Source organism: Fibrella aquatica (assembly GCF_041321135.1).
In the GTDB taxonomy this organism is placed as follows: Bacteria; Bacteroidota; Bacteroidia; order Cytophagales; family Spirosomataceae; genus Fibrella; species Fibrella aquatica.
The window spans coordinates 165,959-182,697 of sequence record NZ_JBGGWF010000004.1; the positions used below are offsets into that span (position 1 = coordinate 165,959).

Consider the following 16,739-nt stretch of genomic DNA (forward strand, 5'->3'; position numbering starts at 1 on the left):
TAAAGGGGCGATGATGGTCTTGATACAGTCTGTTAAAGAGCCACTAGCATAGCACATACTGACCGGCACGGCTTTTGATCCTCTGAATTTTACTGCCTGCCAATCTTCGTTTAATAAAAAGGCGAATTGGTAGGTATCATCTATCAATTAGATCGGGTAATACTGATTACTTTTACATGACTGCTTTTACATATTATTTTATCTATACGAAAAACAGGATGAGACTACTACTACTTATTCTTTGTTGGCTAACATCGATTCAACTAGCTACGGCACAGGCAGGTACTCCCGAACAGCGCATTACCATCACCGCTATTACGCCCGCTGAAAATACGGGTCAGAACTACCAGCCCTGGCTCAGCGACAACCTGTCTACTTTGGTGCAGGATGCCTGGTCGGCGAACCAGAAATGGGTGCAGGTTTCGTTGACCCTTCAGCAGAAATCGATCATCACCCGGCTCTCGCTTTACGATTATCAGGGCAGTTTCACCGATAAACCGGCCCTGCTTTATGCCCTGAACGGGAAGCAACGGATTTTAATCGGCTCTTTCGACGGATCGACCTACAAAACCTGGGTCAACGTTACGCCCTTTCAGCCATTGGTGGCCGATGCCATCATGATCTATAAATACGGCAATAATATTCCGCAAAAAATAAAGGTCTACGGGCAACCCATCACCAGCAACACACCCCTCCCTCAGGCGCTCGATCTCCTGAAACTCGTTGCCGCCACCGACAAGCCCGTTACAGGCCAGGATTATTCGGCATTTCTTAACAACGACATGTCGGCGCTAGTACCTTCTTACTGGCAACCCGGCAGTCAGCGCTGGACCGATGTGACGATCAAACTGGAGAAAAAAAGCCTGGTTACCCGCCTCGATCTGTACGATTATGAAGGTACCTTCGAGGCAACACCCGCGGAGGTTTATTTGCTCAACGGCAAAGAGAAAACACTGATTGGCCAGTTCACAGGCAACGACTACCAGGCGTTCAAACCGTATTCGCCCACCGAACCCCTGATTGCCGACGCCATACTAATCCATAAATTCGGCAACGCCATTCCGGTGAAAATACGGGCTTATGGTAAAGCGCTTCCTCACGACCCGCTCGACGCTATTCTGCGTGCTGAAGAGCGCGTAAAGGTTATTTCGGTAACCACCGACCTGCCCACTCCGCAGCAATATTCGGCCTACCTGAACGACGACATGAACAGCCTCGTAGCCGACAATTACAGCGGCGAAAACGAGCGCTGGATCGAGCTAACCCTGAAACTGGAAGGCCGCAGCGACATTCACAAGCTCGAGCTGTTCGACGGGGGCAACACCTGGGGGCACAAACCCGCCGAAATTTATGCGCTCAACGGCACCAGTCGCACCCTACTCGGTCACTTCACCGGACCAGAATATATGGCCTGGCTCCCGCTGACCTTTCAAACCCTCACGGCCGACGCCATCGTGATTCGAAAACATGGCAATGCACTGCCCCTGAAAATAAAGGTATTCGGCCACCCGGCCGAACCAGCCGAGACCACGCCTGAATCATCGACTACGGTGGTGGTTTCCCTGGGTAACAAAATTCCGCTGGATGCCAGCCGCTGGTATCAGCTCAACAACACCAGTGGTGGCCTCGGTGGCCTTTTCGACGGCCACACCGACACGGATATTCAAACGGGCTGGGGCAAGATTCTGCCGACCTACGATGCTTATTATCCGCTCAATGCAGGCGAATCGATGGCGATTAAAGCCATTAAATTTTACGACGGCAACGGAAGTAGCCCCAACCATCCGCTTCGCTTATCGATCATTACCAGCGATTGGCGGCGCGTTGAGATAGCCCAGTTTCAGGGTTTAGAATACAACGAATGGGTTGGCCCTTATCCAACAAAGCAGCCCGACGGTGACAGTAAATTCCTGCTCGACAATGTTATTTCAGACGCTCGGTATCTGGTTATCAACACTACTGATTTCTGGCCGCGCGAGATCGAGTTGTACGGCACGCATGAAGCAGGTACCCCGTCGGTAAGCACAGCCCCCCGAAAATCGCCGACGATGAAACGGCTACTGGGTATCAACGCCTTCGAGTGGGATTTTTACCAGTCGGGCGTACCGGGCATATCGGCTCCGAAACTAAAGGCCCTGCAATCCTTCGGCGTCATCCGACACTACATGGACTGGGAAAAGCTGGAGCTGACCGAAGGCAATTACACCTTCAACCCAACTCATGCCGGCGGCTGGAACTATGATTTGATGTATGAACGCAGCAAAGCGGAAGGCATTGAGATCATGACCTGTTTCAAAGACATTTCGCCATACCTGAAAGGAACGTACCCAGCCGATCAGCAGGGAACAGACAACGTACCCGTACGTTTTGGCAGTGATTACAGCAAACCACAATCGTACGTGGAGCAGGCCCGGGCCGCGTTTCAGTTTGCCGCCCGCTATGGTAAAAACACACAGGTCGACCCCGCTCTGATGAAGGTCAGTACCTTTTCGCGCTGGACAAATGACCCGGTTAACGTAGTAAAAATCGGGTTGGGCTTAATCAACTATATCGAGTGCGAAAACGAACGCGACAAATGGTGGCGCGGCCGGACCGCTTACCAGACAGGCCGCGAATATGCCGCTAACATGTCAGCCTTTTACGACGGTCATAAAAACACGATGGGGGCAGCCGTGGGCGTTAAGAATGCCGATCCAAGCATGACGGTGGTAATGGGGGGGTTAGCTTCTATTTCCAATGGCACTGACTATATCCGGGGTATGATTGACTGGTGCAAAGAGTTTAGAGGCTACAAAGCTGACGGACGGGTTGACCTTTGTTGGGACGTGATCAACTATCACCTGTACCCCGACAATGCCAACTCGATGCAAAGCGGCACTTCGTCGCGGGGGTCAGCTCCCGAACTGTCAGTGGCGGCACAGGTAGCCCGCAACGTGCTGAAACTGGCTCATGAAGCTTGTTACGATATGCCGGTTTACATTTCAGAAACGGGCTATGACCTCCACCAGGGCAGTCCGCTGAAAGCCATCGCGATTGGCAACAAATCGGTAAGCCAAACTCAGGCCGACTGGAACCTCCGCACCGCCCTGCTATATGGTCGCGAAGGTATCGACCGCGTTGATTTTTACCAGACTTACGACTTGAATCTCGATTGTGCCACTCAGTTTTGTTCGATGGGCTTCATTAACGAAGATTTCAGCCGTAAACTAACCGCCGATTATTTCTACCAGACTAAAAAGCTGATGGGAGAATATGCCTTCAAGGAAACCATCAGCACCAATCCGAACGTGGACCGCTACGAGCACAACGGCCAATCGGCCTATGCCCTCTGGATCCCCGACGAAACCGGACGGACGGGCAAATACACATTAGAGCTGAATGGCAAATCGGCCGCGCGGGTATACAGCCCACAAGCCGGCAAAGACACCATGGCCGTTCAACTGATGCCCACCACCAATGGCAAACTGGACTTGACCCTTACCGAAACCCCCATTTTTGTCATGGGCGTAACAGGTTCGGCCCGTATGGCGGCCAACACCGAACTCATTGAGGGGCTAACCACCGTACGCGTGTATCCAAATCCGGCAAGCGGTGAGCTGACCATTGGCTGGGGGAGCGACTATGTGGGCGACGTAACCATCAGCCTCGTTGACGCCAACCTGGGTATCACTCACCAATCGTCGACATTTCAGAAAAAAGAGCGCAACTTTTCAACCACCCTCAACCTGAGCAAATTACCTTATGGCTTACATTTGGTGGACATCAGGCAGGGAGACGAGCATATTGTCCGTCGTATTCTGAACGTAAAATAGCGTACCTACAAATCACCGCATGAAACAAACCATTCTCTTACTTGGATTCCTGTTCGTCACGGCTACCGGAGCTCTGGCCCAAACCTTCCGGGGTGTCGACAAAACGCCGATGGACATGGCTTACTACCCGGACGATTACGCCCATGACCGCAAATTTGCACCTGCTAAAATTGGCACCGACAAAGCCATGGTTCGGGTAACCTATAACCGACCGGCTAAAAATGGACGTGATGTGTTTGGCAAGCTGGTGCCCTACGGCAAAGTGTGGCGGGCGGGTGCCAACGAAGCACCGGAAATCAAATTTTATCAGGATGTAACGATTGGCGGCAAGAAAATTCCCGCCGGTAGCTACGCCTTACTGACCATCCCGAACGAGACTGAATGGACCATCATTCTTAGCTCAGACGTAGATCAGTGGGGAGCGTATAGTTACAACCAATCGCTCGACGTAGCTCGGGTGAACGTACCTGTTCAGAAATCAGAAACGCCCATCGAAAATTTCTCGATTCAGTTTGCCAAAAAAGACGCCAAAACTGCAACCATGTACATAGGCTGGGACACCACGATGGTAGCCGTTCCGGTGGAGTTGTGATTGGTAATTGGGTAATTGCTGACGCGGGGCCCTTCGACAGGCTCAGGGTGACAATTACCATCAGGATGTTAGCCTGAACATGGTGATGACTGATGTCACCCTGAGCCTGTCGAAGGGCCCCGCGTCAGCAATTACCCAATCACCTATTTATCCGTTCTGAACGGGGAAGCGGGGAGCTTCTCTTTATTGTACAGATTTGCGTGGACCGGGTTATCGGCCCAGGCGTAACGGACGTACATCGGCGCAGGAACCTCATCGCTCCAGACAATCACTTTGTCGCCCTCGATTTTTGTCTTTGCCCATACAAACTTTTTATCGCTGCCCGCAATCGCGAAGTCACCGGGATCTTCGCCATCGTTTGTCTGCAAACCACCGCCAACATTGGTGAAGCTGATCACCATTTTATTGCCGTCGACGGTCGACGATTGGTAGTACGGACCGGCGTGAACCACATTTTCGCCATACGCTACTTTAAGCGCCGACAAGGCCACGCGTTCGCCTACATCTTTTTTGTTATCGGGGTGAATATCGTTCCATTCGCCCAGATCAATAGCCACGGCCATGCCCGTATTGGCCACAGACAACGTACTCAATTGCGCCTCCCTGAATTCGGCCCATTTGCTTTCGCCGGGCATGTACGTATAGTCCATATAGCCGGGAAGTTGGACGAATAAGAACGGCAACGAGCCCTGATTCCACTTCTGCCGCCAATCCTGAATCAGTGCCGACTGTAATTTTGCATACTCCTGTGGCCGGCCGGCATTAGTTTCTCCCTGATACCAGTAAAATCCTTTAATAGCATAGTTGATGGCGTGGGCTACCATGGCATTATACAGCGCCGTTGGCTGATTCTGGGCATTGATTCCGCCCCCTCCAGAACCACCCCCTCCCCCGAACGGACGATAAGCTGTACCCACCTTGTATTGCCATGTGCCTTTCAAATCGAGCGTATCGGCACCCGAGAATAAACAGTATGGTTTATCGGGCACAAATCCCCCTTTCCCGGCGGTGTTGGTCACGCGAACGACAAACGTGTTTTTACCCGCTTTCAGCACGTCGGCTGGCACTGGGTACCGGCGTTGTGGATACTGATACGTGGTTCTACCAACCAGTTTACCATTGATGTAGAGCTCATCGGCATCGGTGATGCGGCCCAGAAAAACAGTAGCGGGTTTACCGGTCATAGCCGCAGGTACGTTCATTTCCCGGCGGTACCAAACCACCCCATTCAGGTCTTTTACGCCCTGATCTTCCCAATAACCGGGAACATTGATTGGCCGCCAGCCTTTCGGTTCATATGCAACGTCAAACCATTTCGTGCTGCCCGACGAGCCCAAATCAACGGGTGCCGCAGGACGGGGTGTAGTAGGGACCGCCCTACGCGATAGCTGATTGATATAGGTGGTGTCTTTATTCTTTTCCGCCGTTGCTTTCAGGGCCGACAAATCAACCAATCCTTCTTCGCTAAGCCAGGCTTCTATGGGCGTACCACCCACACTGGCGTTGATGATACCAACGGGTATTTTATATTTCTCGTGAATTTTCTTGGCAAAAAAATACGCTACTGCTGAAAACGGCCGCACGTCTTCGCCCACAGCAGCTTTCCACTGACCGTTGGGAATATCACGTTGCGGACCCTGGAGATTGGTCAGGGTAGGTACCCAGAACTGCCTGATCTGAGGGTAGTTGGCCGTTTTGATTTCATTGGCATACGTGACATCATGAATATTCAGCTGATGTACCATGTTACTCTGCCCACTGCAAAACCAGACGTCACCAATCAGAATATCCTTCACCTGCAGTTTAGTTGTTCCGGCAATATCCATGGTAAACGGCCCACCCGATGGCATGGGTGGCATCTCGACCTGCCACCGTCCATCTGGCTTCGTCGCCGTCGTATACTTCTTATTTTTAAACTGCACCGTGATTTTTTCACCCGGCTTAGCCCATCCCCACACGGTCAATTTGGTGTCGCGTTGCAAAATCATGCCGTCGCTGATCAATTTAGGCAACCGTAGCTGGGCCTGTGCCGCCATACTGAGGCCTAAAAACAACCAGATAGCCAGGCTTCCAGTCAAACTCACGTACTTTTTTTTCTGTATTACACTCATTATCAATCTGTAATTAATGCTGAAGTACTTCACCGTCACTGACCACAAAAGTCTACTCATATCCATTATTTACTTACTATAGGCCGCTGTGTTTCGGCGAAACTGCCGGATTGTGTAACGATAATCCCATCTGCTTACAAGATTCAGGATGCACACACGAATCAAACATATCTATTTATGTTCATGTTAAAATTATGACAAGCGGAAGCTCAACATATCAGGTCGATGGATATCTCGAAAGTTGCCCGTCTTATCACGCCACTCATCCTGGTCGCTTTGATGGGTGTCGTGATTATTCTCTATGGATTTATCGATATGAAGCAGGAGAACAACATCCTGCAATTTCTCTTCGGTATTCCCATCGCGGTCGGCGCATTCGGCTTGCACGTTGTTGTGCGCCGCATAGCCCGTGACAACACGCTGCACATTTGGGTAGCCGAATCCGTTCTGGTAGCTCTGATGGCCTACGGATTCCTGCACTCCTGAAGGGTGTTTAAGCACAACCCGACATAGATAGGTGCACTATCACAAAGAGCCATCTTGACAACTTGTCAAGTTTGTGCTACATTTGATTTCATCTGAATTCACAACAGCATGAGAACCATGACGATTGGAGAGCTGAAAGCCCATTTTTCGGACGTTATACAGGACGTCAAATCGGGCGAAGAGATTGCGGTGGCTTTCGGAAAGAAAAAAGAAATAGTGGCTTACCTGATTCCTAAAGAAGCCCGGACTCCTGTCAAACGCCAGTTAGGCATTTTGGCCAATAAAGGTCAGGTAACTTTCGGTGCCGATTTCAAACTGACGGATGACGAATTTCTCGGGCTATGAGTTACCTGCTCGATACACATACGCTGATTTGGGCCCTCACCGATCCTGATAAATTGTCGCCAACTACCAGAGCTATTTTAACAGACGGTTCAGACGATATACTGGTTAGTGCAATCAGTTTCTGGGAAATATCGTTGAAGCACAGTCTCCAGAAAATGACTTTGGAAGGTATAGTCCCTGAAGATTTTCCTAAGGCGGCTGAAGCAACGGGTTTCCGGCTCCTAAGTCTGGACACGACAACGGTTTCCACCTATCATCGGCTTGCGGCGACGTATCACAAAGACCCCTTCGATCGGATGCTGATCTGGCAAGCCATTCAGAGTAATTATCGTTTGATCAGTAAAGACGAAAACGTATCAAAATACGTCAGTGAAGGCTTACAGGTAATCTGGTAGATTATTGAATACATAACATGGGTTTTAACCCGCCGGCGATCAGTACACCGACGGGTTAAAACCCGTGTTACGATGGCGTTACGCCATTTCGATGACCCAGTCGTCTTGCTCGATGGTGGTGTTTTCTTTCAAGAGAACCTGCTTGACAGTACCGGGCTGTTGGGCGGCTACGATGCTCTCCATCTTCATGGCTTCGATCACGAACAGCGGCTGATTTTTCTTCACTTCATCACCCGCTTTGACCAGGATACGAGTCAGCCGTCCTTGCAGCGGCGAGCCGATATCCGTCGGTTTACTAACCTTTTGGTTCTGCTCTTTCACTACTTTCTGCGCCTTGTCACGTACCTGAACCTGACGACTTTGACCGTTTAGTTCAAACGTGATCATGCGCATACCCGACGTATCAGCCTCAGACATAAACAGAAGACGAACCAGGATATTCTTTCCTTCGGCAATGGGTACCAGAATTTCTTCGTTGGGCTTCAGGCCGTAGAAGAACGCGGGCGTTGGAATTATGCTCACATCGCCGTATTGATCAATAGCCTTGTAATATTCCTCATACACCTTCGGGTACATCTGGTACGAGAGGTAATCGAGGAAACCGTCGTTGCGGGGGAACGCCTCTTGGAATTTGGTAAAGTCAGCGTCAAAATCGATCGGGGCGAGGTGTTCGTTGGGGCGACCGGTAATAGGCTCCTCTCCTTTCAAGACTGCCTTTTGAATGTCTTCGGGGAAACCGCCGTAGGGCTGGCCCAAAATACCCTTCATCAGATCCTTCACCGATTCGGGGAACGACAGCGATTCGCCTCGTTTCAGTACATCGTCGGCAGTTAGGTTGTTGGCGGTCATGAAAATCGCCATATCACCCACCACTTTCGACGAAGGCGTTACCTTGATGATGTTGCCAAAGAGTTGATTGGCCACCGAATAATTCTTTTTCAGCGTCTCGAACTTGTCGCCCAGGCCGGTGGCGATGGCTTGTGGTTTCAGGTTTGAATATTGCCCTCCGGGAATTTCGTTCTCGTACACCTCGGCACTACCGGCCTTCATACCGCTCTCGAACGGATAGTAGTATTCCCGCACGTCTTCCCAATAATTGGAGTAGGCGTTCAGCGACGGTAGATCAACGGGGCATTCGCGCTCATGACCCTGCATCATGGCCACCACCGAGTTAAAATTCGGCTGCGAGGTCAAACCCGACAAGGCACCCAACGCACAGTCGACGATATCAACGCCTGCGTCGATGGCTTTCAGGTACGTTGCCGCCTGAATGCCCGCCGTGTCGTGGGTGTGCAGGTGAACGGGAATGCTCAGCGATTTCTTCAATTCACCAACCAGCAACTGCGCGTCAAGGGGTTTCAGCAGACCAGCCATGTCTTTGATACACAGCAGGTGCGAGCCCTCATCTTCAAGTTGCTTCGCCATATCGAGGTAATACTGAAGCGTGTATTTCTCGTCGATGCCGCTGTAGCAGATGGCAGCTTCGGCAATGGCGTTGGTGCGTTCACGAACGGCGCGGATGCTCACTTTCATGGCTTCGACCCAGTTGAGCGAGTCGAAAATACGGAAGACATCGATGCCTGTCTCGGCCGATTTCTCCACGAATTTCTCGATCAGGTTGTCGGGATAAGCCGAGTAACCCACGGCGTTGGACCCCCGGAACAACATCTGCAACAGCATGTTAGGCATGGCCTCGCGCAGGGCAGACAGCCGTTTCCACGGACTCTCGTACAGGAAGCGCATCGAGACGTCGAACGTAGCGCCGCCCCACACTTCCATCGAGAATAGTTCGGGGTGGTTTTTGGCGAACCCTTCGGCTACTTTCTGCAAATCCTGGGTACGTACCCGCGTGGCGAGCAGCGACTGATGTCCATCGCGGAAGGTGGTATCGGTATACAGAATCTGTTTCTGATCCCGTACCCAATTAGCGAATCCTTCGCGGCCCAGTTCGTTCAGGCGGTCGCGGTTACCAGTGGGGTATGCACCGTATTGATCATAAATCGGCACAACGGGCGTACGGAATACCTTGCTGTCGTCGCGCTTTTTGACTTCTGGATTGCCGTTCACGATCACTTCGCCAAGATAGCGTAACACCTTCGTCGAGCGGTCTTGCGGCTGACGGAGTTTGAACAACTCAGGGTGACTTTCGATGAACGATACCCGTGCTTCACCCCGCTGGAAAACCGGGTGATCGATTACGTTCATCAGGAACGAGATGTTGGTTTTCACCCCCCGAATCCGAAACTCGACCAACGCGCGTTGCAGCCGTTGCGTGGCTCCTTTCAGTGTACGTCCCCGCGCCGATACCTTCACGATCATGGAATCGAAGTAAGGCGAAATTTTAACACCGGGGTAGCTACTGCCTTCGTCGAGACGAATGCCGAAACCAGCTGCATTGCGGTAGGCGATGATCGTACCAAAATCAGGTTTGAAGCCGTTGGCCGGGTCTTCGGTCGTGATTCGGCACTGAATGGCATACCCGTTCAACGGCACCTCATCCTGATGGTTGATGTAGATACCATTATCCGACAGTTTATAACCCATCGCAATCAGGATCTGCGAGCGTACAATATCCACTCCGGTTACTTCTTCCGTAATGGTGTGCTCGACCTGAATCCGTGGGTTTACTTCGATAAAGTAGATATTTTCATCCTGATCAACCAGGAATTCTACGGTACCTGCATTGCTGTACCCGGCGGCCTTACCAATTTTTAGGGCATAGGCATAGAGTTGGTCACGTGTTTCCTGTTTCAGACCAAACGAGGGTGCCACTTCCACCACCTTCTGAAAACGGCGCTGCACCGAACAGTCGCGCTCGTAGAGGTGAATCAGGTTACCGTGCGTGTCGCCCAACAACTGCACTTCGATGTGCTTCGGATTCTCGATGAATTTTTCGAGGAAGATCGTGTCGTCACCAAATGCGTTTTTGGCTTCGTTCTTGGCTTCGGTAAACGCTTTCTCGAACTGATCGGCTTCACGCACCACCCGCATACCCCGACCGCCACCACCGGCGGCGGCTTTAACCATCACCGGAAAACCAATCCGCGTCGCTTCTTCTGCCGCCCGTTCGGCCGACATATTTTCTTCGCGCGAGTCGGGAATCAGAGGTACGTTGGCGGTTGTCGCCAGGTTTTTTGCCCGCACCTTATCACCAAGCGCTTCCATCGCTTCCGGCGTTGGCCCGATAAAGATGATACCCTCTTCCCGGCAACGCCGCGCCAGATTCACGTTCTCCGATAAGAAACCGTAACCGGGGTGAATGGCGTCGATTTTCTTGCTTTTGGCCAGTAAAATGATGCCCTCTACATCAAGGTAGGGTTTCAACGGCTCATCATCTCGCCCGATCTGATAGGCTTCATCTGCCTTGTAACGGTGCAGCGAATAACGGTCTTCGTAGGTATAAACGGCTACGGTGGTGATACCCAGTTCGGTGGCAGCCCGCATAATGCGGATGGCAATTTCACCCCGGTTTGCCACTAACAGGCGGTTGATCGGACGGATGTAGTCTTTCATATTTGGCAACAAATGAGGCCTTTGGTTGTATTGTCTTTAAACGAGAAGGCAAATTTGTTGAAAATTTGGAGATTCAAACCGAAAACAACAGAAACGTTGGCGTATTCGTTAGTATAAACTGTTTGAGATAAATCAGGTTGCCGACTTCAGAGATCAACAAACCAGACCGGGCCAAATCACATTATTGACTTATTTTGCGCTTCATTTGTACTTTTTACTAATACCAGACCTACCCATATGATCGCCGAGAACCCAAAAACCGCATTGAGCGAACCCATTCAACTGGCTTTCGAGCGGTTGCGGACTCATGCATCTACGATGGCGCAAACTACGGCTGCTCAGCGAATTGAGCGCTTAAAACGTATAAAAGACTGGGTAGAGACAAACAGAAAAGCAGTTCACGAAGCGATGTACGCCGATTTTCGAAAGCCTGCCGCTGAAGTCGATCTGGGCGAACTCGTGGGGATAATGGGCGACCTACGCCACACCATCCGACACCTGAAGCAGTGGATGAAGCCTCAGCGGGTACCTACGCCCTTGGCGCTAATGGGCACGAGCGGCTATTTGCATTACGAACCTAAAGGCACAGTGCTCATTATTGCCCCCTGGAATTACCCGTTCAATCTGATGGTCGGTCCGCTGGTGGCGGCGCTGGCAGCTGGCAATGTCTGTATGCTGAAACCGTCGGAGTTGACGCCCCACACCGCAGCCCTGCTCAAACGCATGATCGGCGAGCTATTTCCGCCCGAAGAAGTTGTTTTGTTTGAAGGCGATGCCAATACAGCTCAGGCGATGCTCGACCTTCCGTTCAACCATATTTTCTTCACAGGTAGTCCGGCGCTGGGTAAAGTGGTCATGACCGCCGCCGCTAAACATTTGGCGTCGGTTACGCTGGAACTGGGTGGTAAGTCGCCGTTTGTGGTCGATGAAACAGCCGATATTAAGAAAGCGGCCGAAATTCTGGCGTGGGCCAAGTATTTCAACAACGGACAAACCTGCATTGCGCCCGATTATGTGCTGGTGCATGAGTCGGTGAAAACGTCGCTGCTCAACGAGGTAAAGGCAGTAACGGAGCGCATGTACGGTGCCGACAACACAGCCCGATCGACCTCCGACAGCTATGCGCGCATTGTGAACCAACGCCACTTCCAGCGCGTGAAAGGCCTAATTGATGATGCAGCCCGCAAAGGGGCCACCATTCTGATGGGCGGACGAACCAACGAAGCCGATCATTTCATTGAACCGACCCTACTCGATGGCGTAACCGACGACATGGCCATTATGCAGGAAGAGATTTTCGGGCCCCTACTGCCCGTAGTGAGTGTCAATGACCTGGACGAAGCATTGATGCACATCAACCGTCGCGAGAAACCGCTGGCTCTCTACATCCATAGCCGCAAGCAGCAACACATCGATTATCTGATCAATCGCACTTCGGCTGGCGACACGGTAATCAATGACGCCATGATTCATTTCGGAAACCCGGAATTACCATTCGGTGGCGTCAATAACAGCGGCATCGGGAGCTACCACGGCTACTTCGGCTTTCAGGAACTGTCGCACCGCCGCAGCATTCTCCGTCGCCAGTTCGGCACCATGAACTTCCTGTTCCCACCCTACACCGAGCGGGTAAAGAAGTTTATCAGTTGGGCCGTGAGGTTTTCATAAACAGTTAACTCTCCCTAAAAAAGACCCGCTTTACTCGCTCGCTGATGCCGGTGAGGACTTCGTAGGGAATCGTACCCATGCGCGTTGAGAGGTCGGTGACAGGTACGTTGGGGCCAAAGATTTCGACAGCATCGCCTTCGCTGGCCGGGGCATCTGTAACGTCGATCATGGTCATGTCCATGCAGACACTGCCGACGGTTGGGCATAGTACACCGTTGACCCAGACCTCCCCTACTCCATTACCCAAACGGCGATCGTAGCCATCGGCATAGCCCACGGCGAGGGTGGCGATCCGGGCGTCGCGGTCAATCACGCCGCGCCGACTATAGCCAACCGTTTCGCCCGCCGGTACGGTTTTTATTTGGCTGATCGTTGTGGTCAACGTACCTACCGGCCGCAGTAAAGATGGCTCGGTTTGGCTGCTTTCTACACCATAGAGCCCAATGCCCAGCCGAACCATGTCGAGCTTAAAATCAGGAAAACGAACGATACCCGCCGAATTGAGCAGGTGACGCACCGGGCTATAGCCAATGCCTTTTTCCAGGACCACAACTGCCCGGCTAAACGTATCGAACTGTTGTTGCGAGAACGCGTTGAATTTCGCCTCATCGGCACCCGCCAGATGACTGAACACGGTGGCAACCTGAACCAACGGGTGTGCATTCAGGTACGTTACTACAGCGGGCATTTCTGGTTCCAGAAAACCGAGCCGATGCATACCTGTATCGATTTTCAGGTGGCATAGGGGCTGGAGGCGTGGGGCGTGGGGTAGCAAGACCATCGACTCCAGGAAACTGCCCCATTCCTGAAGCATCCTGAGGCTATACATCTCAGGTTCAAGCGTATGGTCCAGCAGGGTCTGAAACGTTTCGGGTGAGGGGTTCATCACCATGATAGGCAGCGTGATGCCCTGCTGACGAAGGAAAACACCCTCATCGGCGTAGGCGACCGCCAGCCAGTCGACGCGGTGAAACTGAAGCAGACGGGCTACTTCGGCGCTGCCACTTCCGTAGGCAAACGCTTTCACCATCACCATAATCCTGGTCTGACTACCTACTCGTTCGCGGTACTGATTCAGATTGTGCGTCAGGGCGTCGAGGTCGATTTGCAGCACGGTTCCGTGGACTTTCTGCTGAAGCCGGTCAACGATACGTTCAAACGAAAAGGCCCGCGCACCTTTGATGAGCACCACACTATCGCGGAGCTGATGGGGCGGGAACGTACCCAGAAAAGTAGTGGTATCTGGGTAAAAAATGCTGTTTTGGTCAAATGCAGCCTTGTTTCGACTCATCACCGGGCCAATACCAATCACTTGAGATACGCCCTGCTCGGTCAGTAGTTTGCCAATAAAAGCGTACAGTTCGGCTTCGTCTTGCCCCGATTGCAGTACATCGGACAGAATAACGGTTTTGTGCGTTCGGTTACTTTGCTGTTTCTGAAAATCAAGGGCCAACCGAAGCCCGGCCACGTCGTTGTTGTACGAATCGTCGATCAAAACACAGTTATTGATGCCCTCTTTCAACTCAAGGCGCATCGACACGGGCCGAAGGCGGGCTACGCGGCGGTTCAATTCTGTTTCGTCAGTAATACCCAACGTCAGCATCGTGATTATACAATGCGTCAGATTTTCGACAGAAGCTGGATCAGCAAAGGGCGAACCAACCGTCCAGTGATTATTGTCGACGTCGGTGATCGAGAAAACCCCTGCCTTAATGATGACCTGATAAAAAGCAGCCTGATCCGGCAAGATTGTCCCGGCGTGCGATTTTGCTGACCAGCCAATCAGTCGACATCCGGGATTGACCGCCCTGATAAGCATGTTTATTTCGTCGGCAACATCATCCTGATCGAGCGAGTAAATCAGCGTTTCAGCCCCCGTGAACAAGCGCAGTTTTTCGGCGATTTTCTGCTTACGGGTTTTAAAGCCTTCATCGTGAGCCGTACCAATGTTGGTAAAAATGCCCATTGTTGGCTTGATGATCGTTTCCAGCGCCGTCATTTCGTGGGGTTTAGAAATACCCGCTTCAAAAATCGCCAGCGTGTGGGTGTCATTCAATTGCCGTACCGATAGCGGCACCCCGATCTGCGAGTTATAGCTTTTGGGACTCCGAACCACAACGTACCCAGCCGTTGACGATTGCAGGCCGTTGACCGGACCTGAGAGCAACTGAGCCAGCCACTCCTTCACGATGGTTTTGCCGTTACTTCCTGTAATACCGACTACCGGAATCGAAAATGAGGCCCGATGTACGGCGGCCTGCGCCTGCATAAACGCTACCGTACTGGGTACGTCGATAAACTCAGCGTCGGCATAATGTGCCCGATCAGGCACTGGTTGTTCCACCACAAACTGCCGGATACCCTGCCGATAAAGCTCACCGATAAAGTTGTGTCCGTTATGATGGTCGCCGCGAATGGCGAAGAAAACACTTTGCTCCGGCACCATCACCTGCCGCGAGTCTATAAGCCAGAAGTCTTTCAAAAGAATAATTGCCATTGAAAATAAGGAGTTGGATAGTTGCGTATACAGGTAACTGCTTACATCCAGCCGCGCCGTTTAAAATAAACGACCATTCCCATACCCATAGCTGTCATTACGCCAAGAGTCCAGAAGTAGCCGTAACGGGTGTGCAGTTCGGGCATATTGTCGAAGTTCATGCCATAAATACCCACGATGAAGGTCAAGGGCATAAAAATGGCCGAGAAAATGGTCAGCGTTTTCATGACTGAATTCATGCGGTTGCTGTTGGCCGACAGATACACATCGAGGAGGCCCGGAATCAGTTCGCGGTAGGCATCGAGGGTTTCAATCACCTGGTTCACATGGTCGGCCAGGTCGCGCAGGAAAGGCACTGTAGCCGGCTGAATCAGGGGTGACTCTTCGCGCATCAGCACACCCAGCATATCGCGAAGCGGTTGAACGTAGCGGCGCATCAGGGTCATCTCGCGTTTCAACGAATACAGTCGGGCCAGCGTATCGCGACCAGCCACATCTTTGATAATCCGATCTTCAATGTCATCAAGTTTTTCGCCCATGCCCTCCATTACCACAAAATAATGGTCAACCACCACATCCATAGCGGCATAGAGCAGGTAGTCGGCTCCATTACGACGGGTTTTCCCCGACGATAGCCGGATGCGTTCGAGCACCGGCGCAAATACATCTTTTGTCCGCTCCTCCTGAAACGAAATCACAAAATTCGCTCCTAGCACCAGACTGATATGTTCGGCGTCGATTTCCTGAGTGCGGTTATTATGATGCAGCATTTTCAGGGTTACAAACACCACTTCCGAGTTGGCCGAATCCGCTTCATAAAGCTCAATTTTAGGCTTTTGCTCGGTGTTCATCACATCTTCGAGCAAGAGTGAGTGCAGTTTGAATTGCTTTCCCAATGCGCCTACTACCGCTGCCTCATGAATACCATCAACATCAAGCCAGAGTACGCGCGGATCCTGCTGCGCGGGCAACTGACAGGCGCTCAGCTTTCCTGAGTCGTCGACCGAAAACGCATCCTTGTTATAGTCTACCCGCCTGATTTTGGTTTCATGCGCTATTTCCTGACCCACGTAAGTCAGGGTTCCCGGTGAAGTACCCACCGGCTTTTTCGATACTTTGTAGCGACGTCGTGCCAAGTATTTAGTGCTTAAATTTTACTACGCCCGAAGCGCCCGGTTGCAAATATCGCACTAAAATCTGGCGTCGGGCAGGTGAGTTCATGACGGAAGTTCGTGGTAAGAGCCAGGCCAAGATCGATAAACGACCGATAACTAACTGGCAACGTTCCCGATAACGATTGCGTGAATAAATTCAGATAAA

Annotated in this window: 10 protein-coding genes; 6 read left to right on the top strand and 4 right to left on the bottom strand. The window is 51.7% G+C overall.

Features of this window, described 5'->3' with window-relative positions:
- The first annotated feature begins 218 nt into the window (after positions 1–218).
- Positions 219–3,812, top strand: coding sequence for a T9SS type A sorting domain-containing protein (locus tag ACAW87_RS11565; RefSeq protein ID WP_370723555.1), 3,594 nt, complete (start codon positions 219–221; stop codon positions 3,810–3,812).
- A 19-nt stretch (positions 3,813–3,831) separates the two neighbouring features.
- Positions 3,832–4,404 carry a DUF2911 domain-containing protein gene (locus ACAW87_RS11570; protein ID WP_370723556.1) on the top strand — a complete coding sequence of 191 codons (573 nt, stop codon included), beginning with the start codon at positions 3,832–3,834 and terminating at the stop codon, positions 4,402–4,404.
- A 143-nt stretch (positions 4,405–4,547) separates the two neighbouring features.
- Here the strand turns inward: ACAW87_RS11570 and ACAW87_RS11575 are convergent, their stop codons facing one another.
- Positions 4,548–6,440, bottom strand: a complete 1,893-nt coding sequence (locus ACAW87_RS11575) for a sialate O-acetylesterase (protein ID WP_370723908.1) — start codon at positions 6,438–6,440, stop codon at positions 4,548–4,550.
- A gap of 300 nt (positions 6,441–6,740) precedes the next feature.
- On the opposite strand from ACAW87_RS11575, the gene ACAW87_RS11580 reads away from it, so the two are divergent.
- The 3 genes from ACAW87_RS11580 (at position 6,741) to ACAW87_RS11590 (ending at position 7,741) form a co-directional block, all read left to right on the top strand.
- Positions 6,741–7,001: a hypothetical protein gene (locus ACAW87_RS11580; RefSeq protein WP_370723557.1), complete on the top strand. Its 261-nt coding sequence runs from the start codon at positions 6,741–6,743 to the stop codon at positions 6,999–7,001.
- 108 nt (positions 7,002–7,109) lie between these two features.
- The gene (locus tag ACAW87_RS11585) at positions 7,110–7,346 is read left to right on the top strand and encodes a type II toxin-antitoxin system Phd/YefM family antitoxin (RefSeq protein WP_370723558.1); all 237 of its coding nucleotides are present in this window, start codon (positions 7,110–7,112) and stop codon (positions 7,344–7,346) included.
- A complete protein-coding gene (locus ACAW87_RS11590) occupies positions 7,343–7,741 on the top strand; it encodes a type II toxin-antitoxin system VapC family toxin (protein ID WP_370723559.1) in 399 nt (132 codons plus the stop codon). Before ACAW87_RS11585 ends, ACAW87_RS11590 begins: the two co-directional genes overlap by 4 nt.
- 78 nt (positions 7,742–7,819) lie before the next feature.
- Here the strand turns inward: ACAW87_RS11590 and ACAW87_RS11595 are convergent, their stop codons facing one another.
- A complete protein-coding gene (locus ACAW87_RS11595; RefSeq protein WP_370723560.1) occupies positions 7,820–11,254 on the bottom strand; it encodes a pyruvate carboxylase in 3,435 nt (1,144 codons plus the stop codon).
- 237 nt (positions 11,255–11,491) lie between these two features.
- On the opposite strand from ACAW87_RS11595, the gene ACAW87_RS11600 reads away from it, so the two are divergent.
- A complete protein-coding gene (locus ACAW87_RS11600; protein ID WP_370723561.1) occupies positions 11,492–12,922 on the top strand; it encodes an aldehyde dehydrogenase family protein in 1,431 nt (476 codons plus the stop codon).
- A 4-nt stretch (positions 12,923–12,926) separates the two neighbouring features.
- On the opposite strand, the gene ACAW87_RS11605 is transcribed toward ACAW87_RS11600, so the two are convergent.
- Positions 12,927–15,419, bottom strand: coding sequence for a bifunctional UDP-N-acetylmuramoyl-tripeptide:D-alanyl-D-alanine ligase/alanine racemase (locus ACAW87_RS11605; protein WP_370723562.1), 2,493 nt, complete (start codon positions 15,417–15,419; stop codon positions 12,927–12,929).
- Between the two features lie 41 nt (positions 15,420–15,460).
- A complete protein-coding gene (gene corA / locus ACAW87_RS11610; protein WP_370723563.1) occupies positions 15,461–16,555 on the bottom strand; it encodes a magnesium/cobalt transporter CorA in 1,095 nt (364 codons plus the stop codon).
- Positions 16,556–16,739: the final 184 nt, after the last annotated feature.